A 24,693-nucleotide genomic window follows, 5' to 3' on the forward strand; every position below is an offset into this window, starting at 1 on the left:
AATGCCACTGTTGTGCTCGCGCGCAGCATCTCTGACGTCAAACACAGTAACTGTCTTAAAATAGTCGTTGACTATCGAAAAGAAATTTTAGCGCCAACGGGTAAACTTTGATACCTTTCAGCGCATGAAAACAACGCCACTAAAACTACCTCTGCATTGCTATGATGAAGCCGGAAGGATCACGCCGCCTCGCTGGCTGGCTGTTGTATTTGTTTTCTGTCTTGCCGACTGGCTAATCCTGATATTTTCGTTAACGATGCGGGATAAGACCAGCTTTTTACTATCACTGTTTTATCCCAGCCGGATTGAACTGGCAGTCTCTTTACTGTGCGCGTTACCCGCGTTGCTCTCTCTCATACTGGCATCGCAACGGGAGCGGTTGTGGAAGCGGGAACATCTGCGGTGGAGTTACTGGGTGGTGCCGTTACTGATATTTTCGCTGTTGAGCCAGATAGCACTGCAGCTATGGTATTTGTCGTCCCACCATTGGCAGTTTCAGTTTGTTATTGCTGCACGTTTACTGGTTTGTATTGTCAGTTGCTATGCGGTAGTCAAAAGCCGTCACTTACGTTGGATGATTTCAGACTGGTTGCTGAAACCCTGAACAATGGGATCAGGCTGGCGCTGACCCCAATTTGGGTTATTGCACGTGCTGTGACAGTGCCTGGTCAAAATACGCTTTCACGCTTACCTGGCTGTCGTTTACCAGGCGCTCATAGCAAATTCCTGCAAACGCATAGGACCGCTCACCGACATCCAGAAGTACGTAGGGTGCTTTCGGATCTGACTGGTCGTAGCGCCAGGTGCCTCCGGCAAGCCTGCGAAAGGTTTCACCGGTATACGCGCCGTAGACGTTGCACAGAGTAAATACAGCTTCGTCTTCGAGCGCTTTGTCGTGATAACGGTCAACGAAACTCAACAATACGTCATCTACGGCAGCGATGCTCTCACCGGAGTAGTCCAGTTCTACCTGAAATTCTTCCTGAGCTGTAGCAACCGCATCGCGGGCACAATCTGCCATGAGTTTTTCCAGTTCTTGTTGTTCCATCCATCGCTCCGTATTTTATAAGCTCGAGAAATCGTTTTATTTTTTGTTATCACTCTGACGTTACCGCGATATGCCTCTGGCTTTGCCCGGTAACTAGACGCTATTCTGCGGCAGTTCGCCGTCGATGTCTATTTCTGGCCGGTGATGCGGTTTATCGCACTTGCCGCAGCAAACATGCCAAATGTCGCCGTTACGGTTACAACAGCACCAAAACCGCCGGCACAATCAAGGCGGGTTCCCCCCTCCATTGCCGATTTGTTAAAGCACACTGAACCATCAGGTTGCGGATAGCGAAGCTGTTCGGTGGAGTAAATACACTCAACACCAAACCGGCGCTTGGGATTCTTGCTAAAGCCGTAAAACCGACGAAGCTCGCTGCGAAGTTTTGCCGCAAGCGGATCTTGCGTTGTTTTTGCTAAATCGCCCCGGGTTATCTGGGTTGGGTCGATTTGTCCGCCTGCGCCGCCTACGGTAATGATTGTGATTTTGCGCCGCTTGCAGTGATGGATCATGGCCGCCTTGGCTTTAATGCTGTCGGTAGCATCAATCACTACATCCATCTTCTGCGTCAGATAGTCAGCGACGGTTTCTTCAGTGACAAAATCTTCGATGGCATTAACGGTGCACTGCGGGTTGATTGCGTGTATCCGCGATTTCATGACTTCAACTTTGGCATTTCCAACCGTGTCGGTCAGTGCGTGAATTTGCCGGTTGGTGTTGGTGGTGCAGATATCATCCAGATCAATCAGCGTAATCGTGCCAATGCCTGAGCGCGCCAGCGCTTCCGCTGTCCAGGAGCCAACGCCGCCAATACCCGCCACGCAGACGTGACTGTTTGTCAAAGCATCGGTTGCGGCTTGCCCGTACAGTCGCGTGATACCCCCAAAGCGGGTTTTTTCGTCTGAATTCATAGTGCCTGTCAGATGATAGTGTTCGCCGGTGTGCAGGATATTGCCCTGCCTGATTATCGTGATTACAGAATCTGTACTCATCGGTTTCTTAACCGCGCGCATAATGGCAGACTACCAGTAATTTTCAAGTGTTACGATGCGCAATTGCAGGTGAAGGAAGTGGGCGAGAAGACATACGATTTAATCATTGTTGGTGCGGGCATCATTGGTGCCGCTGTCGCTTACACTTACTGCAAAAAATATCCGACTGCCAGAGTGATGTTAATAGAGAAAAGCACAAAGCCGGCTAGCCATCAGACAGGAAGAAACTCCGGTGTGATCCACGCCGGTGTGTACTATCCACCAGGCTCACTAAAAGCGAAATACTGTCGGCAAGGATTGGAAGATACACTGCGTTTTTGTCAGGACTACACGATACCTTTCGAACAATGCGGTAAGCTTGTCGTGGCAACCTCTGATAAAGAAGTCGAAGCTCTGGATACGATATTCGACCGTTGCCAGCAAAATGATCTTTCTCCCCAGCGCGTAAACGCCAAGGGGATTACCGACATGGAGCCGCATATTCGGGGCGAAGAGGCTATCTATGTCTCTCACACGGGGATTACCGATTATGCAGCAATCACGGCCTGCATGCTGGAACAAGCCCGGTTGTCCGGGGCGCTGGAAATTCGCTATCAGCACGCAGTCTGCGACATTGAGGAAAGTGATGCGTTTGCCACGATAACATGTCAGTGTTCTGGTGAAACAAAACAGTACCGCGCAGAAAAACTGATCATCTGTGCAGGCGTATATGCCGACTCATTGATCCGGCAACAAGGCCTTGACTGTGAATTCAGCATACTGCCATTTAAGGGCGAGTACTTTAAGCTACATTCGCGCTTCGATGATATTACTTCACGGTTAATTTATCCGGTACCGGATCCGGCGATGCCGTTTCTTGGCGTCCATCTTACCCGCATGATCGGTGGCTACACGACTGTCGGGCCTAATGCGGTGCTGGCGCCGGGGAAAGAAGCGTATAACAATTACCAGACTTCCCTGGCTGAACTCTGGCAACTGGGCAGGTCTCCGGGATTGTGGAAGCTGCTTTGGAAATATCGGCAAAGTGTGGTCTCTGAATTAGCCACCACTCTGAGTAAACGTCATTATGCGTCTCTCATTCAGCGTTATTGTCCATCAGTCACAGAACATGACTTTGCTCCTTACCGAGCCGGTATTCGTGCACAAGCCGTTACTCACGATGGTGAACTGATGCAGGATTTTTGCTTTGTGGCCTCCGAACGTATCCTGCATGTCGCGAATGCACCTTCTCCGGCTGCTACCAGTGCGCTTCCTATTGCCAGAGCCATTCTCGACAGAGCGTTTTTATAAGCCACCACCACCACGCTGGCTTGTTCTATTTTATCGAACGCTCAATCCAAATATAACGTGAATACGTTCTAGACTCTGTATGGTCAAATAAAGACCTGGCAGATTTGGCGGGTTATCGACAGGTAGTTTCACCCGATCATCATCGCGAAACGTAGCACAGTGAAGAAATGCACGTTTTACGACGCAGATGAAACGCCGCGTATCTGCAATCAGGTTAATACAGGAGAAAGTCATGGGATTATTGGTAGACGGTAAATGGCAGGATAAATGGTACGACACGGATAGCAATGATGGGAAATTTAAACGGGAATCGTCATCCTTCAGAAATACAATATCAACGGAAGCCGGCGCTGAATTTCCTCCGCAAAGCGGCCGTTACCACCTCTATGTTTCTCTGGCATGTCCGTGGGCGCACCGGGCACTGATATTTCGTAAGCTCAAAGCGCTGGAGTCGCATATCAGCGTGTCTGTAGTATGTCCGGACATGCTGGATGAAGGCTGGACGTTTGAGGATTTTCCTGGCGCCACCGGCGATACACTGTATAACAAAACATTTCTTCGTGAAATTTATCTGATGGATACACCCGATGTTACTACGCGGGTTACCGTGCCCGTTCTATGGGATAAACAGAAAGAATGTATTGTGAGCAATGAGTCATCGGAAATTATCCGTATGTTTAACTCGGCTTTTAATGACATCACAGACAATCACGATGATTATTATCCAGAATCGCTGCGCACCGAGATCAATACCGTTAATGAGATGGTATATCACGATATTAATAATGGCGTTTACAAGTCAGGGTTTGCAACAACACAGGAAGCTTACGAGGAAGCGGTTTATAAGCTTTTCAAAGCGTTGGACACGGTAGAGGAAAGGCTGAAACAGCACCGCTATCTGGTAGGTGATACTCTTACTGAAGCGGACTGGAGACTGTTTACCACACTGATCCGTTTCGACCCGGTATATCACGGTCATTTCAAATGTAACATCAGGCAAATTGCTGATTATCCGGCGACATATGCATATATGAAATCCTTGTATCAGCATCCGGGCATCGCTGAAACGGTGAATTTTGAGCACATAAAGCGACATTATTATTATAGTCATACTATGATCAATCCTACGCAGGTTGTGCCGGTAGGACCCGATCAGGATTTGTCCGGGAAGGTGGAGTAAAGCGCGATGAATGTTAGACTTATTACCCAGCGAGTAAGAGGTATAGCCACGCAGGATGGGGCTGGGGTCAAACTTACCCGAATTATTGGGCAACCGGCCTTACCAAGGCTGGATCCGTTCCTGATGCTCGACTTTTTCGGTTCTGAAGAAGCCAGCGACTATATTGAAGGATTTCCGCCGCATCCGCATCGTGGATTTCAGACCGTTACCTATATGCTTACCGGAAAGATGAGACATAAAGATTCGGTGGGCAATGAGGGCGTGATTGAGTCTGGTGGCATCCAGTGGATGAATGCAGGACGAGGGATTATCCACGAAGAAATGCCAGAGCAGGAATCCGGTTTGTTGCGTGGCTTCCAGCTGTGGGTTAATTTGCCTGCCAGCGAAAAGCTCTCAGAGCCTGGCTATCAGGACATTCAGCCAACATCTGTACCCAGTGTGGAATTGGGAAATGGCAATAGCGTCAAAGTACTTGCAGGAACGATTAAAGACGTTTGCGGGCCGGTCTCGACACAAGCCGTTGCCCCACTGTTCGTCGATTTTGATTTAAAAACGCAGGACACTCAAGCCGTTGAAGTGGAAGACGGTCATAATGGTTTTGTCTACTGTTATGATGGCAACCTTACCCTGTGCGGAGAAACCATAGAGGCTGGCGAATTAGCGGTATTATCCGATACCGGAAACGTGGAGATTTCGGGAACAGGTAAGGCGATTTTAGTCGCCGGTGAACCTATCCACGAACCCGTGGTGCAATATGGCCCGTTCGTCATGAATACCGAACAGGAAATTCGTCAGGCGCTGATGGATTACCAAAGCGGTAACTTCACCTGAAAATAACGCTAGTATCCTGAATCAAAGGCCCTTAAGCTTATAGCGAGGGGCTTTTTTATTCCAATCTATGTTTTTTTTAAATTTAATGGAATATAGCCATTGATTGGGGCGTCCGCCTTGATTACCATCATACTCAGGATTTATCAGGCGAAAGCCACACTAAACAGGACAGATAATGAAACCAGTTATCCTCGCAGGCGGCTCAGGAAGTCGTCTCTGGCCAAAATCCCGCGCCGCACTCCCCAAGCAGTTTTTATCCCTGACGTCAGAACAAACCATGCTTCAGGAAACGCTGTCGCGCCTTAACGGCACCGGAGCACAAAAGCCGGTATTAATTTGCAATGAAGCGCACCGGTTTCTGGTTGCTGAGCAATTACGACAACTGGGTACTGAGCATGGCGGTATTATGCTGGAACCTGTCGGGCGCAATACGGCACCGGCGATTGCGCTGGCGGCCCTGCATGCCACGAAAGATGGTCAGGACCCTGTACTTCTAGTTTTGGCGGCAGATCATCTGATTAAACAATTGCCTGAGTTTCATGGTGCAATTGAGAAAGCTCAGGCTCTGGCTGAAGCGGGCAACCTGGTAACTTTTGGTATTGTGCCAAACGAGCCGCATACCGGGTACGGTTATATCCAGTCTGGTGATGAGCTGGACGGCGGGTTTGCAGTAAAAGAGTTTGTTGAAAAGCCTGACATGGAAACGGCGAAGACCTATGTTGATTCCGGAAATTACTTCTGGAACAGCGGCATGTTTATGTTCAAGGCCAGTCGTTACCTGGAAGAGCTGAGTAAGTTCAATCCCGATATTCTTAATGTGTGCAAAAAAGCCATAGATTCTGAATCTCACGACCTTGATTTCATCCGCGTCGATGCTGACATTTTTGCTACCTGCCCGGATGACTCTATCGATTATGCCGTTATGGAGAAAACGCAAGCGGCTGCGATGGTTCCACTGGATGCAGGCTGGTCTGATGTGGGCAGCTGGACGTCGTTGTGGGATACCGCAGAGAATAAAGATGAGAACGGCAATGTGGTTGTGGGTGATGCCATCCTTGAAGGAGTGCACAACAGCTACATTAATGCAGAGGAGCGCCTGATATCGGTGATCGGCCTTGATGATGTGGTTGTGGTTGAGACTAAAGATGCAGTCATGGTAGCCCACAAAGACAAGGTGCAGGATATCAAGAAGGTCGTCGGTACGTTAAAAGCGGAAAAGCGGCCTGAGTTCGAATTTCACCGGGAAGTCTTCCGCCCGTGGGGCAGTTACGACTCCATCGACAATGGGAAGCGTTTCCAGGTTAAGCGGATCTCCGTTAAACCGGGTGAAAAGCTCTCAGTACAGATGCATCATCACCGCGCAGAACACTGGATCGTGGTGTCAGGTACGGCCAATGTGACAATCGGTGAGAAAACACAACTGGTCACAGAGAATGAGTCGGTTTACATTCCTATCGGCGATGTACACGCGCTGGAAAACCCCGGCAAAATTCCGCTGGAATTGATTGAAGTGCAGTCGGGAGCCTACCTTGGAGAAGACGACATTGTGCGTTTTTCTGACCGCTATGGCCGTACAGCCAAGTAACCGCCTGGAGTGATTACCATAATGGGAACACCTATTACCTGTTTCAAAGCTTACGACATTCGCGGCGAACTTAATTCCCAGTTGAATGAAGAGGTTGCATATCGAATCGGCTACGCTTTTGCCGAAGAACTGAGCGCGAAGACAGTGGTTGTCGGCGGTGACGTTCGCCTGACATCGGCACCATTAAAACTGGCCCTTTCTGCCGGGTTAATCGATGGTGGCGCTGAGGTCGTTGATATCGGCATGGCTGGTACGGAAGAGATTTACTTCGCCACCAAGCACCTTGGCGTTGATGGTGGTATCGAAGTAACGGCCAGCCATAATCCAATTAATTATAACGGCATGAAGCTGGTTAAGGCGCAATCGGTCCCCATCAGCGGCGACACCGGCCTTAATGCAATCAAATCACGTGCTGAATCTCTCGATGATGCGAAGGTTAATGAGCGTCTTGGGTTCTACACCAATCACGTTGATATCGATCCGGACGCGTTTTTTGATGGCAAATCGCACATTCTGGAAGCACGACTACATGACACGGGAAGCTATAAAAGCGCCACGTGTATGGATGCGTATGTTGAACATATTCTCTCTTATGTGAATCTTGATAACTTCACACCACTGACGATTGTTGCCAATGCCGGAAACGGTGCGGCGGGCAAGGCGCTGGACGCGATTGATTCTGCATTCAGAAAGAATAATGTGCCGGTTGACTTTGTGAAAGTGCATCATCAGCCCGATGGTACGTTCCCCAATGGGATCCCGAATCCATTGTTGCCAGAAAATCGGGCCGATACTGCGCAGGCTGTTAAGGACAATGCCGCAGATTTCGGTATCGCGTGGGATGGCGATTTTGATCGCTGCTTCTTATTTGATGCCGAAGGTAACTTTATTGAAGGTTACTATATTGTTGGGTTGCTGGCAGAAGCGTTTCTGGATAAAAACAGTGACTCAAAAATCATCTATGATCCACGCGTTTATTGGAATACCGAAGATATCGTAAACAACGCGGGTGGCGAGCCCATTAAGTGCAAAACCGGCCATGCTTTTATTAAGGAGCGGATGCGCAAGGAAGATGCCGTCTACGGCGGCGAGATGAGCGCACACCACTATTTTCGCGATTTCGCGTACTGTGACTCAGGTATGATCCCATGGCTACTGATTGCAGAGCTGATTTGTACGAAGAAGCAGTCGCTGGCGTCGATGGTCAAGGAGCGGATCGCCGCGTTTCCCTCTTCCGGAGAAATCAACAGTAAGCTTAAGGATGCAGATGCCGCGCTTCAACGCGTACTTGATAAGTATGAAGCGGATGCGCAGGTTATCGATAAGACTGATGGCTTAGGGCTTGAGTTCGGTAACTGGCGCTTTAATCTGAGAAAGTCCAATACCGAGCCTGTGATCCGGCTTAATGTCGAGTCGAAAGGTGATATTCCTCTGATGGAAGAAAAAACAGCGGAATTACTTGCCGTGATTAGAGACGAATAATCATTTGCGAATACGAACGTAAAAAGCGCCTGAAGGCGCTTTTTTGCTTTTATAAATCGTTTGCGGTTTCAGCCGCGCTCCAGGTCGGTAACTCCACAATGCAGTCAGCGCTGAAATAGGCTCGCTGAATAAGATCCCGCTCAGGTCAATAGCACTATCATCGCCGCGTGACAAATTACGACTACCGTTGTGAGGGCCATTCTGACGGTGGTGTAAGCTACGACAATTTTTTGTGGCAGCGTTAGCGTAAATTTATCGTAGAAAAGTATCGCGATATAAGATACCGATAACACACCGAGCACCTTCACATCTCCGCTGAACACCAGGCAAAGCCAGCCAATAATGGTAGGAAGCATAGCAATGTATAACTGATGATTGGTACGGTTGTGCTGAAGCGCATCCAGCCAGTGGACACCACCAAAAAACGATAACAATACCGCCGAATACTGGGTGAAATACCTGGCGCTTTCACTTAACGATAACATGTCGGTGATAACGAAAAGTGGCATGGCAATGAACGGGATTAGGCCTGCAATACCCAGAAACACTGCAGAGTAGGGCATGAAGTTCTCCTTAAAAAAATAGCGCCGTTGGGCGCTATTTTGTGACGTAATGACTAATACGATGTGTTACTTAATCGGATTATATTTACGTTTACTGTGACCAGTATAAAGCTGACGTGGACGACCAATTTTTTGTTTTGGATCGCTCATCATTTCATGCCAGTGTGAAATCCAGCCAACAGTACGAGACAGGGCAAAGATACACGTAAACATGTTAGTTGGGATACCTATCGCTTTCAGCACAATTCCTGAGTAGAAATCTACATTAGGGAATAGTTTCTTCTCAGCGAAGTAAGGGTCTTCAAGTGCAATGCGCTCAAGCTCCATCGCCACATCCAGTAACGGATCCTGCACATTCAGCTCTTTCAGAACTTCATGGCAGCTCTCACGCATTACGGTTGCGCGCGGGTCATAGTTTTTATAAACACGGTGACCGAAGCCCATCAGGCGGAAAGGATCGTTTTTATCTTTTGCCCTGTCAATGAACTCAGGAATTCGGTCTACACTACCGATTTCTTCCAGCATGTTCAGGCATGCTTCGTTTGCACCGCCGTGCGCAGGACCCCAGAGTGACGCAACACCAGCTGCGATACACGCATATGGGTTAGCGCCTGAAGAGCCAGCAAGACGCACTGTAGACGTTGATGCATTTTGCTCATGGTCGGCGTGAAGGGTAAAGATACGATCCATTGCACGCTCGACCGCCGGGCTGATTTGATATTCTTCAGCAGGGACTGAGAACATCATATTCAGGAAGTTGGCGGCATAGCTCAAATCATTGCGCGGATATACAAATGGCTGACCAATGTTGTACTTGTAGCACATTGCTACCAGCGTTGGCATTTTCGCTATCAGACGGTGCGCACTGCGTACACGCTCGTCTGGATTAGAAACATCCAAATCGCTGTGATAAAACGATGACATCGCGCCAACAGTGCCGCAAAGCATAGCCATTGGGTGAGCGTCATTTCTGAAACCATGGAAAAACATGTTGATTTGTTCATGCAACATGGTGTGACGAGTTATCGTCGATTTAAATTGTTCGTACTCATCTTTTGAAGGTGCGTCACCGTGCAATAGCATGTGGCACACTTCCAGGTACTCTGCGTCTCTGGCCAGTTCCTCAATTGGGAAACCGCGGTGTAAAAGCACACCATTAGCGCCATCGATATAGGTGATTGCTGATTCGCAAGATCCTGTCGCCATAAACCCTGGGTCATAGGTGAAATAACCGTTAGCGCCCAAAGGACGTACGTCGATTACGTCTTGACCTTCTGTTCCGGACAAAATAGGAAGTTCAATTTCCTTGTCGCCCGCTTTAAGAATGGCTTTCTGATCTGCCATAAAATGCTCTCCTCAGAATGGTTCTGTTTGCAGCGAAATCAGGGGAAATTCCCCGACTCGTTGGGAAAAGTGGCGTATTTGTACTTTATTATGCACTAACAAGTCAATTTAAATGCATATATGGATGATAAATATTCCAGATTGTTAATAATGATACTCTCCACAATTCAACCTGGATAATGTGCCACAAATCACAAATTTATTCATGCGATTGAGCGTATTCACCAGCCGTTAAGCCGGTGAATTTTCACACTTCTTGTTAAGTCGCACTTAATTTAATCAAAATTTGGGTGGTGTTTGTCCACTCACATTAAATGAGCGTAATTTATCAATCTTTTCGATAGTTATGTACGTAAGGGACTGATAAACTGATGCGCCGTTTTATACTGCAGCGTTATCAACTTTCGATCAATTTTAGCGCGTTATTTGGGCACTAGCCGACTTATGTCTATAGTCTAAGACTAAAGTCCTAATAAGGCACAAAAAATTGTAATTATACTATGCGCTGGATATACTCAGCCGTACTTGAAATCCGGAATATTTATTCTGTAAATCAAGTAATAAATAATTCACAAATTGTTAACAACTCAGTGGATGAGGCAATTAACAGGTAATAAACGAATCGACTCACACAGGACATAAAAATTGTGAGAGGTTCATTATCCCTACGGATCAAACAGGCATACATTGTGAAAAAGCAAAGACCAGTAAATTTAGAACTCAATACTATTAAATTTCCTCCTTCTGCTATTTCGTCAATTCTCCATCGGGTTACTGGTGTGGCAATGTTTTTTGCATTGCTGTTTGTTATCTGGGCTTGGGCGGTTTCTTTGTCATCAGCGGATGGCTTTGCGAGCGTGCAGTCTATGATGGACGGTATCATTGGAAAATTGGTCGCAATCGGCACAGCGTCAGCGCTGACCTATCACATGTTGGGCGGCATTCGCCATGGCATCATGGATATGGGTTATTGGGAAGAGCTTGAGTCAGGTAATTTAAGCGCGAAGATCGTTATCGGGCTTTGGATTGTACTGACCATCGTATTGGGAGTTGCATTATGGTAACGAATCAAGCAAGCATTAAGCGTAACGGCGTTCAGGATTACGTTTCATTACGTGCAACCGCAGTCATCATTGCTGCATTTTCGCTATTTATGGCGTGGTTCTTTATCACCACTGACAATATTACTTTTGCAGTGTGGCAAGATCTGTTTTCTGGTATCGCGATGAAAGTGTTCACGCTGGCAGCGTTGGTTGCCATCATGATTCACGTTCGCATTGGCCTTTGGCAGGTGTTAACCGACTACGTTAAATCAGCTGCCCTGCGCGGCGTGGTGCAATATGTGCTGAACATCATCGCATTTGTTTACGTTGCCGTTGGTCTGTTTGTATTGTGGGGAGTGTAATATGAGTTTACCCGTTCACGAGTTTGATGCCGTCGTTATTGGCGCCGGTGGTGCAGGTATGCGTGCTGCACTTCAGATTTCTCAATCTGGCAAATCCTGCGCACTATTATCAAAAGTATTTCCAACCCGATCGCACACTGTGTCTGCCCAGGGCGGCATTACGGTAGCGCTGGGTAATTCTCATGAAGATAACTGGGAATGGCACATGTACGATACGGTCAAAGGCTCCGATTATATCGGTGACCAGGACGCTATCGAGTATATGTGTAAAACCGGCCCTGAAGCCATTATTGAAATGGAAAACATGGGCTTGCCATTCTCTCGTTTTGAAAATGGTAAGGTTTATCAGCGTCCTTTCGGTGGCCAGTCCAAGAATTTCGGTGGTGAACAAGCCGCACGAACAGCCGCCGCAGCCGACCGTACTGGTCACGCGTTATTGCACCTGCTTTATCAGCAAAACGTCAAGAACAAGACAAAAGTTTTCAGCGAATGGTACGCACTGGATCTGGTGAAAAACCAGGATGGTGACGTTGTTGGCTGTACTGCCATCGACATTGAGACCGGCGAAGTGGTTTATTTCAAATCACGCGCAGTGGTTCTTGCCACAGGTGGTGCAGGGCGTATTTATGCGTCTACCACTAACGCGCACATTAATACCGGTGACGGTGTAGGTATGGCCCTTCGCGCGGGCGTATCTGTGCAGGATATGGAAATGTGGCAGTTCCACCCAACAGGTATTGCCGGCGCGGGTACGCTGGTGACAGAAGGTTGCCGTGGTGAAGGTGGTTACCTGCTAAATAAAGATGGTGAACGCTTCATGGAGCGTTATGCACCGAACGCGAAAGACCTGGCAGGTCGTGACGTTGTTGCTCGCTCGATGATGACTGAAATTCGTGAAGGTCGCGGTTGTGATGGCCCATGGGGCACGCACATTAAACTGAAGCTGGATCACCTGGGTAAAGAAGTTCTCGAGTCACGCTTGCCTGGTATTCTTGAGTTGTCGCGTACCTTTGCACACGTCGACCCGGTTAAAGAGCCGATTCCGGTAATTCCTACCTGTCACTATATGATGGGTGGAATTCCAACCAACGTACATGGTCAGTGTTTGACTATTGATGAGAATGGCAAGGATACCGTGGTTAACGGCCTGTTCGCCTGTGGTGAAATTGCATGTGTATCAGTACACGGCGCGAACCGCCTGGGCGGAAACTCGCTGCTTGACCTGGTGGTATTTGGTCGTGCAACCGGTCTTCATCTTGGTGAAACCCTGGCAGAGATGGCACCGTCCCGAGATGCTTCTGAATCGGACATTGATGCCGCGATGTCGCGCTTTAATCGCTGGGAAAATTCAGAAAAAGGCAAAGGCGAAGACCCTGTCCAAATCAAAAAAGACATGCAGGAATGTATGCAGCTTAACTTCTCTGTATTCCGCGAAGGTGACGCGATGGCTGAAGGCCTTGAACAACTTCGCGAAATTCGTGAACGTCTGAAGCATGCTCGCCTGGATGATAAGAGTTCAGATTTCAACACCCAACGTATTGAGTGTCTGGAATTGGATAACCTTATGGAAACCGCGTACAGCACTGCAGTTGCAGCGAACTTCAGAACGGAAAGTCGTGGCGCGCACAGCCGCTTCGATTACCCGGACCGTGACGATGAAAACTGGTTATGTCATTCAGTGTATCGTCCGGAGTCTGAGTCTATGGTCAAACGTGAAGTCAATATGGCGCCGAAGTTGCGGGAAGCATTCCCACCGAAAGCGCGTTCATATTAAGAGAGGCAACGATCATGAAATTAGAATTTTCAATTTATCGTTACAACCCTGAGGTTGATGACGCGCCGTACATGCAGGACTACACGCTGGAAGTGGAAGAAGGTCGTGACATGATGGTTCTTGATGCGTTACTGGCGCTGAAAGAGCAGGATCCTACCTTGTCACTCCGCCGCTCTTGCCGTGAAGGTGTGTGTGGTTCTGATGGTGTTAACATGAACGGCAAAAATGGCCTGGCATGTATAACCCCATTATCCAGCCTGGGCAAGGGCAAAGTGGTTGTTCGCCCGTTACCGGGATTGCCAGTTGTACGCGACCTTGTCGTTGATATGACGCAATTCTATACCCAGTATGAAAAGGTGAAGCCGTTCCTGATTAACGATTCACAGGTGCCGCCTGCACGTGAACATTTGCAGTCGCCTGAAGAGCGTGCCAAGCTTGACGGACTTTACGAGTGTATTCTTTGCGCTTGCTGTTCAACATCATGTCCGTCGTTCTGGTGGAACCCGGACAAGTTTATTGGCCCGGCAGGTCTTCTGCATGCATATCGTTTCCTTATCGACAGTCGCGATACAGCAACCGAAGAGCGTCTGAACGATCTGGATGACGCATTCAGCGTATTCCGCTGCCACGGTATCATGAACTGCGTTAGCGTATGTCCTAAGGGACTTAACCCGACAAAAGCTATCGGCCAAATCAAGTCGATGCTTTTACAACGGGCTGTTTAGTACTATATTTCTGTCAACTCACGAGTTACAGATAGCAATGCTCTAAATGGCCATCCGCTCGGGATGGCTATTTTTTTGTATATATCGGGAATAAGGTTGGTTAACGCGTATTTAGCCTTCATAATATGCCGGTATCTTTTGTTTTTTACAGAACGTAGCAAGGCACAATAATGCAAGAAAGCGTGATGAAAGCGTGGTGGGACTCGTCACACATGGCTGGTGCGAACGCGGCCTATGTTGAAGAGTTGTACGAAGCGTACCTTGATGACCCTCAGAGCGTCTCCGAAACCTGGCGTCAGGTCTTCGATAGCCTTCCTAAAGTCGAAGGTGTGGAGCTTGAAAATAATCACACATCGATTAAAGACCAGTTCCGCAAACTTGCTTCTTTAGGTCCGACAGCGCGCATGGCACCGACTCAGGTATCTGCGGGTAATGTCTCTGACCAGAAGCAGGTTAAAGTTCTTCAATTGATAAATGCGTACCGCTTCCGCGGTCATCAGCATGCGAACCTCGATCCCCTTGGTCTTTGGAAGCAGGCCCGGGTACGTGATCTTGAACTGTCGCATCACTCGCTTTCAGAAGAAGATTTTGATTCAACGTTTAATATTGGCTCTTATGCCATTGGTAAAGAATCAATGACGTTAGGCGACTTGTTTAAGTCGCTTAACAGAACCTACTGTGGTTCTATCGGTGCAGAGTATATGCACATCACCGATACCGAACAGAAACGTTGGTTACAACAAAAAATTGAATCGGTTCAGGCCAAGCCGGAAATCAGTAAAGACGAAAAGCTGAGCATACTGAAAGGGCTTACCGCAGCTGACGGCATGGAAAAATACCTCGGGTCGAAATTCCCGGGTGCGAAGCGATTCTCACTTGAGGGTGGCGACGCGCTCATTCCTATGCTCAAAGGGCTGATTAGTAAAGCGGGCGCGGGTGGTACCAAAGAATGCGTTATTGGTATGGCTCACCGTGGTCGTCTGAACGTTCTGGTAAATGTCCTTGGTAAGAATCCATCTGTATTGTTTGATGAGTTCTCAGGGAAACACGATGATTCTCTGGGTGCCGGAGATGTGAAATACCACGCAGGTTTTTCATCTGACTTTGCAACACCTGGCGGTAATGTTCACCTGGCGCTTGCGTTTAACCCGTCTCACCTGGAAATTGTAAATCCTGTGGTTATGGGCTCAGTCAGGGCACGTCTGGTTCGACGCAACAACGACACCAGTAAGGTCCTTCCTATTACTATTCACGGCGATTCAGCAATTGCTGGACAGGGTGTAGTGCAGGAAACCTTCAACATGTCTGAAACCCGCGGCTTTGCAGTGGGTGGAACAGTGCGTATTGTGGTTAACAACCAGGTTGGTTTTACGACATCTAAAACCGAAGATACGCGCTCTACGCAATATTGTACGGACATTGCGAAAATGGTTCAGGCGCCGATCTTCCACGTTAATTCAGACGATCCGGAAGCAGTGGCATTTGTCACAGAGCTGGCCCTTGAATACAGAAATAAATTTAAGAAAGACGTTGTGATTGACCTGGTTTGTTACCGTCGTCACGGTCATAACGAGGCGGATGAACCAAACGCGACGCAGCCGTTGATGTATCAGAAGATCAAAAAGCATCCGGTCCCGCGCGTGATTTATGCAGATCAATTAATCGCAGAAGGCGTAATTGAACAGCGAGATGCTGATCGTTTTCTAGAGGAATATCGTGCCGCTTTAGATCACGGCGCTTGCGTCGTTGAGGAATGGCGTCCGATGACTGAACATTCGGTTGACTGGACTCCGTACCTTGGTCATGACTGGGATACGCCTTATGATGGCGAATTGAGCGTCGAAAAGCTTAGAGAACTGGGTGAGGCGATTACGTCTTACCCTGATAGTCACAAGCTTCATTCCCGTGTAAACAAGCTGTATCAAGACCGCAAGTCCATGATTGCCGGTGAGAAAAAGCTGGACTGGGGCATGGCTGAAACGCTGGCGTATGCAAACATCGTTGATATTGGTACCGATATTCGCATCACAGGGCAGGATTCGGGTCGCGGAACCTTCTTTCATCGGCATGCGGTATTGCACAACCAGAAAGACGCCTCTACTTACATGCCACTTCAACATGTCCGCGAAGGACAGGGCGACATTGAGATATACGATTCGGTGTTATCTGAAGAAGCTGTTATGGCATTTGAATATGGCTATGCAACAGCTGAACCGGGTTGCCTGACGATCTGGGAAGCGCAGTTTGGTGATTTCGCCAATGGCGCACAGGTTGTGTTTGACCAGTTCCTGAGTTCTGGTGAAGCCAAATGGGGTCGCTTGTGTGGCTTAACTGTACTGCTTCCTCATGGCTATGAAGGTCAGGGGCCAGAGCACAGTTCAGCCCGTCTGGAGCGTTTTCTGCAAATGTGTGCGGATCACAACTGGCAGGTTTGTGTGCCTTCTACACCGGCGCAGGTGTTCAACATGCTTCGTCGTCAGGCTATCCGGCCAATGCGGAAGCCATTGATCGTAATGTCTCCTAAGTCATTGCTGCGCCACCCAATGGCAACATCGACGCTGGAAGAACTTGCAGAAGGCCAGTTCAAAAACGTCATCGGGGAAATCGACGAGATAAACCCTGAAAACGTGAAACGGGTTGTGATGTGTTCCGGTAAGGTATACTACGATTTACTGGATCAACGCCGTAAAAACGAGCAAACCGACGTTGCTATCATTCGTCTTGAACAACTTTATCCTTTCCCGCAGGAAGAATGCGCGAAAATTGTGGCAGAATACAGCCACGTGAAAGATTGGGTTTGGTGCCAGGAAGAGCCACAGAATCAGGGCGCCTGGTATTGCAGCCAGCATCATTTCTGGCAGGCAATTCCAGAAGGTGCCAAGCTAACATATGCAGGTCGTGAAGCGTCAGCATCACCTGCAGTTGGTTATGTTTCCGTTCACAACCAGCAACAGAAGAGCCTGGTTGAAAACGCACTCACTATTAAATAAGGAACAATGATGACAATTGAGATAAAAGTTCCGGTCCTACCTGAGTCAGTTGCCGATGCCACCATTGCAACCTGGCACGTTAAGGCCGGTGACACAGTAAAACGCGATCAGAACCTGGTTGACATTGAAACAGACAAGGTCGTACTGGAAGTTGTAGCGCCTGCTGACGGCGTAATGGCTGAGATCCTTGATGAAGAGGGTGCAACAGTTCTAGGCGAACAAGTCATCGCAAAGCTGGAAAAAGGTGAGGGCAGTGCTGCTAAATCTGACAGCAGTGATAAGTCTGATACGGATAACAAAGACAAAGCCGAAGCAAAAGAAACAACAGAATCTTCAGACGAGGGCGACAGCAATGACGCTGCCTCTGGAGAAGAGAGTGAAATTAAAGTACCGGTACTTCCGGAGTCTGTTGCCGACGCGACTATCGCTACATGGCACGTGAGTGTGGGCGAGTCGGTCAGCCGCGACCAGAACCTGGTTGATATAGAAACCGACAAAGTGGTACTGGAAGTTGTGGCTCCGGCTGATGGATCCTTAAGTGAGATCCTGGCTGAAGAAGGCGCAACCGTGACTGCTGAGGAAGTGATTGCGAAATTTGTAGCCGGCAGTGGCGCGTCGAAATCAGCGCCCAAAAAGGCAGAAGATAGTGACGATGATGAGGGCGGCAGCGATGCCTTGAGTCCTTCTGTGCGTCGTTTGCTGGCGGAGAAAGGCGTAGACGCTTCTAAAGTCAAAGGCACTGGCAAAAATGGTCGCATCACAAAAGAAGATGTTGAGCAATATCTGAAAGGTGGCGATAGCGACAAGAAAGCTTCTTCGACGTCTTCAGCACCTTCTGATGCCTCTGACCTGCCTTCGGGTAATCGCACAGAAAAACGCGTTCCAATGACGCGCCTGCGTAAGACGATTGCGAATCGTCTGCTTGAAGCTAAGAACTCTACAGCGATGCTGACTACGTTCAACGAAGTGAACATGAAACCTATCATGGATCTTCGTAAACAATATCAGGAAGGCTTTGAGAAACGTCACGGTATCCGCCTCGGCTTTATGTCTTTTTACGTGAAAGCAGTGACTGAAGCGCTGAAACGCTTCCCGGAAGTGAATGCATCTATCGATGGTGATGACATTTGCTACCACAACTATTTTGATATCTCTATCGCGGTATCCACCCCACGTGGTCTGGTGACGCCTGTATTGAAAGATACAGACACACTGGGCATGGCGGATGTCGAGAAGGGAATTAAAGAACTTGCAATCAAAGGTCGCGACGGCAAGCTGTCGATGGCGGATTTGCAAGGCGGAAACTTCACCATTACTAATGGCGGTGTGTTTGGCTCACTGATGTCGACACCCATCATTAATCCACCACAAAGCGCTATTCTGGGTATGCATAAGATCCAGGATCGTCCAATGGCGGTGAACGGTAAAGTAGAAATTCTGCCAATGATGTACCTGGCACTGTCTTATGACCACCGAATTGTCGATGGTAAAGAGTCAGTGGGCTTCCTGGTAACAGTTAAAGAGATGCTTGAAGATCCAACACGTCTGCTTTTAGACGTGTAAGACTTTCGTCTCAGGGAATTGTGTGCAGAGGGGTGTCCTGTTTACACTGGACGCTCGCTCTGGCGCAACGCTGGCGTTGACCCTACAGTGCCAGTCAAGTTAATCAAGTCGCGAAAGCGACTTTTGTCTTACTAAAAATCGGATAGAAACACCATGAATTTGCATGAATACCAAGGTAAGCAGCTATTCAAAGAATACGGCTTACCTGTTTCTGAAGGATACGCAGCAGACACTCCTCAAGGCGCAGTAGAAGCGGCCGACCGCATTGGCGGTGACGAGTGGGTTGTAAAATGTCAGGTCCACGCGGGTGGCCGTGGTAAAGCCGGTGGCGTTAAGCTTGTTAAGAACAAGAGCGACATCCGTGAATTTGCCGAAAAATGGCTGGGCAAAAATCTGGTGACCTTCCAAACTGACGAAAATGGTCAGCCAGTTAGCAAGATTCTTGTTGAATCATGCACAGATATCGACAATGAGCTGTACCTGGGCGCGGTTGTAGACCGTACTACACGTCGTGTTGTTTTCATGGCGTCGACTGAAGGCGGCGTTGAAATTGAAACGGTAGCTGAAGAAACGCCAGAAAAAATCCTGAAAGCTGAAATTGACCCAATCGTTGGTCCACAGCCTTATCAGGCGCGTGAAATGGCTTTCAAACTTGGCCTGTCAGGCGTTCAAATTAAACAGTTCGTACAGATCTTCCTGGGTCTGGCAAAAATGTTCGAAGAACTGGACGTTGCACTTATCGAAATCAACCCTCTGGTAATCAAGACTGACGGTAACCTGCACTGTCTTGATGCCAAAGTTGGCATCGACAGCAACGCACTGTATCGCCAGCCTAAAGTGAAAGATATGCACGATCCTTCTCAGGAAGACTCTCGTGAAGCGCATGCAGCACAGTGGGAACTGAACTATGTCGCGCTTGACGGTAACGTTGGCTGTATGGTTAACGGTGCAGGTCTTGCTATGGGAACCATGGACATCGTAAACCTGCACGGCGGTAAGCCGGCAAACTTCCTGGATGTTGGTGGCGGCGCGACGAAAGAACGTGTGGCTGAAGCATTCAAAATCATTCTGTCTGACGATGCGGTTAAAGCCGTACTGGTTAACATCTTCGGCGGAATCGTTCGCTGTGACATGATTGCTGAAGGTATCATTGGCGCCGTGAAAGAAGTTGGCGTAAATGTACCGGTTGTTGTTCGTCTTGAAGGTACCAATGCGGAACTGGGTCGTGACGTTCTGGCCAACTCTGGCCTTGATATCATTGCTGCTGAATCGCTTACCGATGCAGCTCAGAAAGTGGTTGCCGCTGCGGAGGGCAAATAATGTCAGTTTTAATTAATAAAGACACCAAAGTTATCTGCCAGGGTTTCACTGGTGGTCAGGGTACATTCCACTCTGAACAAGCCATCGCTTACGGTACGCAAATGGTTGGCGGTGTAACGCCAGGTAAAGGCGGTACCGAGCACCTGGGTCTGCCAGTATTCAACACAGTGCGTGAAGCCGTTGAAGCAACAGGCGCAACGGCGTCTGTTATCTACGTTCCTGCGCCATTCTGTAAAGATTCTATCGTTGAAGCGGTAGATGCAGGTATCGAACTTGTTGTATGTATCACTGAAGGTATTCCTACACTGGATATGCTGTATGTGAAAGAGTACGTTGATGCCAAAGGCGCACGTATGATTGGTCCTAACTGTCCTGGTGTTATCACGCCAGGAGAGACTAAGATTGGTATCATGCCGGGCCACATTCACAAGCCAGGTAAAGTGGGTATTGTTTCACGCTCTGGTACGCTAACCTACGAAGCGGTTAAGCAAACCACAGACGAAGGCTTTGGTCAGTCTACCTGTGTTGGTATCGGTGGTGACCCAATACCGGGTTCAAACTTCATTGATATCCTGAAACTGTTCCAGGACGATCCACAAACTGAAGCGATCGTGATGATCGGTGAAATTGGTGGAACCGCAGAAGAAGAAGCGGCGGCGTTCATCAAAGAAAACGTAACTAAGCCTGTGGTATCTTACATCGCGGGTGTGACTGCACCTCCGGGTAAGCGTATGGGTCACGCCGGTGCAATCATTGCAGGCGGTAAAGGTACAGCAGATGAGAAATTTGCTGCACTGGAAGCTGCTGGCGTGAAAACTGTGCGTTCACTGGCTGATATCGGCAAAGCGCTTCGCGAAGCGACTGGCTGGTAAGCTAAAGAGCATAACAGGCTCCAGTAAATGAAAAGCCGGGTTTTCCCGGCTTTTTTTGTGTCTGCGCTCTTACTTGAATTAGTATGACATCCTTTCGATATCTAATCCCTGCCATGCTTCGCGCCAATCTAATTCTGCTGGCATACGCTCAAACAAACGTACTTCCCGGTACTTGACCGTTCTTCATGGTCGTCAATTCATTCCTTTGTCGTTTAAGGAAAGCTTCACACCGCAATGTCTGTTTTTAAGGCACCCAAGTGACTCTCAAACAGGGTCGCTGTGGCGAACCTGTTTTTGCTTCTTACATTCAGGCTTGTGTAATTTATGCGGAAAAGCGGGGCGTTTTCGTCAGGTAACAAGGTTGTTATTCATCAGTCAGAGGTTAAAGCATAATGTAAAAATGGTATATGCCTGCATTCGCAAATGCGCCCAGTAATCACACCTGAAAAATAAAAAATCCATTAATTACAATGTATTAATATGTGCTTTCCGGGTTTTGGAATTGTTAATAACTCCCTTAAATGTTAATGCCGTGTATATCAATTTTAATGAATACGTATGCAGGCAATTGAGCAATTAAGACCCTACAGTTAGGATGCTCACCGACTAATTGAATGTCATCGAATTGTCATAACACCAATAACAAAGACAATCTAACTAACTGAATGGGACACCCTCCTTATGACACAATTCAAACCGAACCTAATTAAAGCGGCGCTGATTTCCAGTGGTATGGCTTTTGGTAGCATGCCAGCAATGGCGCAGGACACAGAGACTGATCAAGTTGATGAAAGCATGGTGGAAGTTATCCAGGTTTCTGGTATCCGCGGCTCACTGCAGCGTGCTCAGGCCATCAAAATGGACAATACGTCTATCGTAGAAGCGCTGTCTGCTGAAGATATTGGTAAGCTTCCTGATACCAGTATCGCTGAGTCGCTGGCGCGTCTGCCTGGCCTTGCCGGCGAGCGTCGTAACGGTCGTACCAGCGGTATTTCTGTTCGTGGTTTCAACGAGAACTACGTCGGCACTACACTAAATGGCCGTGAGCTTTTAGGTATGGGTGACAACCGTGGTGTTGAGTTTGACCTGTACCCTACAGAAATCATTTCAAACATTCTGGTTTACAAAACACCTGAAGCCGGAATGACGACACAAAGTATCGGTGGTTCAATCGACCTGCAAACGGTGAAGCCGTTAACAGCCGAAAGTACGATGACCATTAACGGTACTTACGAACAAAACAAAGAAGATGCCCTCAACCCTGACTTTGACGATAACGGTCACCGTCTGTCGTTCAACTACGTTGACCAGTTCGCTGACGATACCCTTGGTGTAGCACTGACTATCGCGACGATGGAATCACCGCGTCAGGAGCAACAGTCACGCATTTGGGGCTATGCGGGTGTTTCTCCAGACGCCGCAGCACGTGCTGATGTTGATATTCCTGAAGGTACGGTAGTTCAGGCTGGACACGACAGCTTCGCGCGCTCAGCCATGATGGAGCGTGACTCTATCGCTACTGTGATTCAGTGGGCTCCGTCTGATAAGCTGACGCTACAGTTTGACGGCTTGTATATCGACTTTCTGGAAGACGATGCGCGTCGTGGTCTTGAAGAGGGCGGTCCGGAATTTGGTGTAGGCAGCGCGTACACAGTAACTGAAGTACAAAATGGGCTTGCCACATCAGGTTATTATGACGGCTTTTACAGCGTGGTTCGAAATGACGTACGCCAACAGGAAGCTGAGCTGACTACGCTGGCACTGAATGCTGAGTATCTGTTAAATGATAACTGGACGGTTAATGCCGATATATCCTCAGGCAAGGTCGATAAGACAATCACCGATGTTGAGAGTTATTCAGGTGTAGGTCGTGCCGGCACTGACGGCCGTCCATTAGCCGCACGTTCATGGCAGATGACGTCAAACGGCGTAGTTTATTCTGACCACCCAACCGTTGACCCGGTGGATCTGACAGACCCAAGCCTGATTCGTCTTGCCGGTCCTCAGGCATGGGGCCCAACTATTCTTAACGAAGACGGCGACGCTGTGTACTTCTCTGATCAGCAAGATGGCTTTGTTAACAAGCCTGTGTTTGAAGAGGAACTGAACACTTACCGTCTGGATGCGGAAGGCTTTGTCGACTGGGGTATTGTCTCAGGCGTTGAATTTGGCATCGTCTATTCAGATCGTACTAAGTCTAAAGTTAACAACGGTGCGTATCTGACGGCACCTGAGTATCCCGGAGACGGTGCAATCCCTGACGTGCTGGGTGTGGTTCCTATGGACTTCGTGGGAATTAATGGGGTGCTTGCTTACGACTCACTGGGTCTTTACAACAGTGGTTACTACAGTGAGCTGGATGCACAGCTGGTACAGGCCGATCGTTTAGGTGACACTTATGAAGTGGAAGAACAGCTGACTACGCTTTACGGTAAGCTGAATATCGATACGGAATATGAAGGTATTTACATCCGCGGTAATGTAGGTCTGCAAATTGTTAACGCTGACCAACAGTCTACGGGTTTTGCTACCACTTCTGACAGTCTGGGTTATGTTGAAGCGCTACCGGTATCAGGCGGAACGGATTACACCGACGTACTCCCTACGCTTAACTTAAGTGCCGAGTTCGCAGAAGGGCAGTTTGTACGTCTTGGTTTGAGCAAAGTGCTGACGCGTCCGCGTATGGATGATATGCGTCCGAACAGTCAGGTAACCTTCTCGTTTAACGACAGTCAGATCCTGAGTGACGACCCGGATAACAGCCCGTGGGGCGCATCATCAGGTAACCCTGAGCTGAAACCTTATGAGGCGAATCAGTTTGATCTGGCGTACGAGAACTACTTCTCTGAAACTGGTTACGTTGCTGTTTCCTTCTTCTATAAAGATCTGAAAAACTGGCATCGTAGTAACGCTGTTTCACAAGACTTTACTGAATTCTATATTCCTGCAATTCACCAGAGTTCAGATGAGACAGGGAATCAGGCTCCGGTTCTGTTCGTAGGCGAAAACTCTCGTCCACAAGATGGCTACGAAGGTTTTGTACGCGGTTGGGAAGTGCAGGGTAGCTTACCCGGCGAACTTCTGCATGACTCGCTGGAAGGCTTCGGTTTATTTGCCAGTGCCACGTTCCTTGACGGGTACGCAGATGCCGCACCAGGGACATCGGAAACGCGTATACCGGGTCTTTCTGACGAAAACTACAGCATGACGGTTTTCTATGAAAACGCCGGCTTTGAATTCCGTGTTGCCGCAACGAAACGTACAGATTACTTAAGTGAAACCCGCGGTCTGAGTCTGGCGCTGTCTGACTCTACTAACCAGGGTGGTACCTTTATCGATGCACAGATTGGTTATGACTTTAGCGAATCTGGCATTGAGTACCTGGAAGGTCTGCGCGTAACCTTACAGGCGCAGAACATCACCGATGAAGATGATATTCAGTCTTCAGGTGCTGACTCAAGACAGGTCACCTTGTACCAGCATTACGGTGCCAACTACCTGTTGGGCTTCAACTACTCGTTCTGATTCCCTGACTGAGCGGTGCAGGAAGCACCGCTTCCCCTGGATACTTAGGGTGTAAACCGCGCAAATCACAGGTTTGTCGCGGTTTTTTTATTTCACTCACGCCGACGTTAACCATTACTTTCATTTCTGACGTAGGGAAGCTGACGCGCTCGCACCTTCCCTGGATCATTCATACTTTATTCACTCGAACCTTTACCCTTAGCC

The 24,693-nt window shown here is 48.5% G+C and carries 19 protein-coding genes; 15 read left to right on the forward strand and 4 right to left on the reverse strand.

The features are described 5' to 3' along the window. Window positions 1–124 precede the first annotated feature (124 nt). On the forward strand, window positions 125–604 hold the full coding sequence (locus tag JKP77_RS08070) for a DUF2919 family protein (protein ID WP_218310676.1): 480 nt from the start codon (window positions 125–127) through the stop codon (window positions 602–604). A 36-nt stretch (window positions 605–640) separates the two neighbouring features. Here the strand turns inward: JKP77_RS08070 and JKP77_RS08075 are convergent, their stop codons facing one another. Both JKP77_RS08075 and tcdA read right to left on the reverse strand, forming a co-directional pair. Continuing rightward, window positions 641–1,048, reverse strand: a complete 408-nt coding sequence (locus tag JKP77_RS08075) for a hypothetical protein (protein ID WP_218310677.1) — start codon at window positions 1,046–1,048, stop codon at window positions 641–643. A 128-nt stretch (window positions 1,049–1,176) separates the two neighbouring features. Beyond that, window positions 1,177–1,959, reverse strand: a complete 783-nt coding sequence (gene tcdA, locus JKP77_RS08080; protein WP_218310725.1) for a tRNA cyclic N6-threonylcarbamoyladenosine(37) synthase TcdA — start codon at window positions 1,957–1,959, stop codon at window positions 1,177–1,179. Between the two features lie 159 nt (window positions 1,960–2,118). On the opposite strand from tcdA, the gene lhgO reads away from it, so the two are divergent. The 5 genes from lhgO (at window position 2,119) to JKP77_RS08105 (ending at window position 8,408) form a co-directional block, all read left to right on the forward strand. Then, window positions 2,119–3,330 (forward strand): L-2-hydroxyglutarate oxidase, encoded by a 1,212-nt coding sequence (lhgO, locus tag JKP77_RS08085; protein WP_218310678.1) that lies wholly within the window; start codon window positions 2,119–2,121, stop codon window positions 3,328–3,330. A 232-nt stretch (window positions 3,331–3,562) separates the two neighbouring features. Beyond that, complete coding sequence (locus JKP77_RS08090) at window positions 3,563–4,510, forward strand: glutathione S-transferase family protein (RefSeq protein WP_218310679.1); 948 nt, start codon at window positions 3,563–3,565, stop codon at window positions 4,508–4,510. Between the two features lie 6 nt (window positions 4,511–4,516). Then, window positions 4,517–5,341: a pirin family protein gene (locus JKP77_RS08095; protein ID WP_218310680.1), complete on the forward strand. Its 825-nt coding sequence runs from the start codon at window positions 4,517–4,519 to the stop codon at window positions 5,339–5,341. Between the two features lie 175 nt (window positions 5,342–5,516). Next, window positions 5,517–6,926 carry a mannose-1-phosphate guanylyltransferase/mannose-6-phosphate isomerase gene (locus JKP77_RS08100; RefSeq protein WP_218310681.1) on the forward strand — a complete coding sequence of 470 codons (1,410 nt, stop codon included), beginning with the start codon at window positions 5,517–5,519 and terminating at the stop codon, window positions 6,924–6,926. 21 nt (window positions 6,927–6,947) lie between these two features. Further along, window positions 6,948–8,408: a phosphohexomutase domain-containing protein gene (locus JKP77_RS08105; protein ID WP_218310682.1), complete on the forward strand. Its 1,461-nt coding sequence runs from the start codon at window positions 6,948–6,950 to the stop codon at window positions 8,406–8,408. 140 nt (window positions 8,409–8,548) lie between these two features. Here the strand turns inward: JKP77_RS08105 and JKP77_RS08110 are convergent, their stop codons facing one another. Together JKP77_RS08110 and JKP77_RS08115 are read right to left on the reverse strand one after the other, a co-directional pair. Then, a complete protein-coding gene (locus JKP77_RS08110; RefSeq protein ID WP_218310683.1) occupies window positions 8,549–8,971 on the reverse strand; it encodes a DUF3429 domain-containing protein in 423 nt (140 codons plus the stop codon). Between the two features lie 66 nt (window positions 8,972–9,037). Then, window positions 9,038–10,315, reverse strand: coding sequence for a citrate synthase (locus JKP77_RS08115; protein WP_218310684.1), 1,278 nt, complete (start codon window positions 10,313–10,315; stop codon window positions 9,038–9,040). A 689-nt stretch (window positions 10,316–11,004) separates the two neighbouring features. Here JKP77_RS08115 and sdhC point away from each other — a divergent pair. The 9 genes from sdhC to JKP77_RS08160 all read left to right on the forward strand — a co-directional run bounded on the left by sdhC (window position 11,005) and on the right by JKP77_RS08160 (window position 24,489). After that, window positions 11,005–11,379, forward strand: a complete 375-nt coding sequence (gene sdhC, locus JKP77_RS08120; protein WP_218310685.1) for a succinate dehydrogenase, cytochrome b556 subunit — start codon at window positions 11,005–11,007, stop codon at window positions 11,377–11,379. Further along, window positions 11,373–11,720 (forward strand): succinate dehydrogenase, hydrophobic membrane anchor protein, encoded by a 348-nt coding sequence (gene sdhD / locus JKP77_RS08125; RefSeq protein WP_218310686.1) that lies wholly within the window; start codon window positions 11,373–11,375, stop codon window positions 11,718–11,720. The genes sdhC and sdhD overlap by 7 nt, the downstream gene beginning before the upstream one ends. 1 nt (window position 11,721) lies before the next feature. Next, window positions 11,722–13,494: a succinate dehydrogenase flavoprotein subunit gene (gene sdhA / locus JKP77_RS08130; protein ID WP_218310687.1), complete on the forward strand. Its 1,773-nt coding sequence runs from the start codon at window positions 11,722–11,724 to the stop codon at window positions 13,492–13,494. A gap of 14 nt (window positions 13,495–13,508) precedes the next feature. After that, on the forward strand, window positions 13,509–14,219 hold the full coding sequence (locus tag JKP77_RS08135; RefSeq protein WP_218310688.1) for a succinate dehydrogenase iron-sulfur subunit: 711 nt from the start codon (window positions 13,509–13,511) through the stop codon (window positions 14,217–14,219). 170 nt (window positions 14,220–14,389) lie between these two features. Continuing rightward, window positions 14,390–17,209 carry a 2-oxoglutarate dehydrogenase E1 component gene (sucA, locus tag JKP77_RS08140; protein WP_218310689.1) on the forward strand — a complete coding sequence of 940 codons (2,820 nt, stop codon included), beginning with the start codon at window positions 14,390–14,392 and terminating at the stop codon, window positions 17,207–17,209. A 9-nt stretch (window positions 17,210–17,218) separates the two neighbouring features. Beyond that, window positions 17,219–18,772 carry a 2-oxoglutarate dehydrogenase complex dihydrolipoyllysine-residue succinyltransferase gene (odhB, locus tag JKP77_RS08145; RefSeq protein WP_218310726.1) on the forward strand — a complete coding sequence of 518 codons (1,554 nt, stop codon included), beginning with the start codon at window positions 17,219–17,221 and terminating at the stop codon, window positions 18,770–18,772. A 153-nt stretch (window positions 18,773–18,925) separates the two neighbouring features. Continuing rightward, the gene (sucC, locus tag JKP77_RS08150; RefSeq protein ID WP_218310690.1) at window positions 18,926–20,092 is read left to right on the forward strand and encodes an ADP-forming succinate--CoA ligase subunit beta; all 1,167 of its coding nucleotides are present in this window, start codon (window positions 18,926–18,928) and stop codon (window positions 20,090–20,092) included. Beyond that, on the forward strand, window positions 20,092–20,964 hold the full coding sequence (sucD, locus tag JKP77_RS08155; RefSeq protein ID WP_218310691.1) for a succinate--CoA ligase subunit alpha: 873 nt from the start codon (window positions 20,092–20,094) through the stop codon (window positions 20,962–20,964). Before sucC ends, sucD begins: the two co-directional genes overlap by 1 nt. A 681-nt stretch (window positions 20,965–21,645) precedes the next feature. After that, on the forward strand, window positions 21,646–24,489 hold the full coding sequence (locus JKP77_RS08160; RefSeq protein ID WP_218310692.1) for a TonB-dependent receptor: 2,844 nt from the start codon (window positions 21,646–21,648) through the stop codon (window positions 24,487–24,489). Window positions 24,490–24,693: the final 204 nt, after the last annotated feature.

Origin of the sequence: Alteromonas antoniana (assembly GCF_019249295.1) — a bacterium.
GTDB classification, from domain to species: domain Bacteria; phylum Pseudomonadota; class Gammaproteobacteria; order Enterobacterales; family Alteromonadaceae; genus Alteromonas; species Alteromonas antoniana.

Bases quoted from the DNA above. Each gene is read 5' to 3' on its own strand.
- sucC (WP_218310690.1), top strand. From the start codon at position 18,926: ATGAATTTGCATGAATACCAAGGTAAGCAGCTATTCAAAGAATACGGC.
- JKP77_RS08070 (WP_218310676.1), top strand. From the start codon at position 125: ATGAAAACAACGCCACTAAAACTACCTCTGCATTGCTATGATGAAGCC.
- sdhA (WP_218310687.1), top strand. From the start codon at position 11,722: ATGAGTTTACCCGTTCACGAGTTTGATGCCGTCGTTATTGGCGCCGGT.
- JKP77_RS08110 (WP_218310683.1), bottom strand. From the start codon at position 8,971: ATGCCCTACTCTGCAGTGTTTCTGGGTATTGCAGGCCTAATCCCGTTC.
- JKP77_RS08135 (WP_218310688.1), top strand. From the start codon at position 13,509: ATGAAATTAGAATTTTCAATTTATCGTTACAACCCTGAGGTTGATGAC.
- JKP77_RS08160 (WP_218310692.1), top strand. From the start codon at position 21,646: ATGACACAATTCAAACCGAACCTAATTAAAGCGGCGCTGATTTCCAGT.
- odhB (WP_218310726.1), top strand. From the start codon at position 17,219: ATGACAATTGAGATAAAAGTTCCGGTCCTACCTGAGTCAGTTGCCGAT.
- tcdA (WP_218310725.1), bottom strand. From the start codon at position 1,959: ATGAATTCAGACGAAAAAACCCGCTTTGGGGGTATCACGCGACTGTAC.
- JKP77_RS08090 (WP_218310679.1), top strand. From the start codon at position 3,563: ATGGGATTATTGGTAGACGGTAAATGGCAGGATAAATGGTACGACACG.
- sucD (WP_218310691.1), top strand. From the start codon at position 20,092: ATGTCAGTTTTAATTAATAAAGACACCAAAGTTATCTGCCAGGGTTTC.
- JKP77_RS08105 (WP_218310682.1), top strand. From the start codon at position 6,948: ATGGGAACACCTATTACCTGTTTCAAAGCTTACGACATTCGCGGCGAA.
- JKP77_RS08075 (WP_218310677.1), bottom strand. From the start codon at position 1,048: ATGGAACAACAAGAACTGGAAAAACTCATGGCAGATTGTGCCCGCGAT.
- sdhD (WP_218310686.1), top strand. From the start codon at position 11,373: ATGGTAACGAATCAAGCAAGCATTAAGCGTAACGGCGTTCAGGATTAC.
- JKP77_RS08115 (WP_218310684.1), bottom strand. From the start codon at position 10,315: ATGGCAGATCAGAAAGCCATTCTTAAAGCGGGCGACAAGGAAATTGAA.
- sucA (WP_218310689.1), top strand. From the start codon at position 14,390: ATGCAAGAAAGCGTGATGAAAGCGTGGTGGGACTCGTCACACATGGCT.
- JKP77_RS08095 (WP_218310680.1), top strand. From the start codon at position 4,517: ATGAATGTTAGACTTATTACCCAGCGAGTAAGAGGTATAGCCACGCAG.
- JKP77_RS08100 (WP_218310681.1), top strand. From the start codon at position 5,517: ATGAAACCAGTTATCCTCGCAGGCGGCTCAGGAAGTCGTCTCTGGCCA.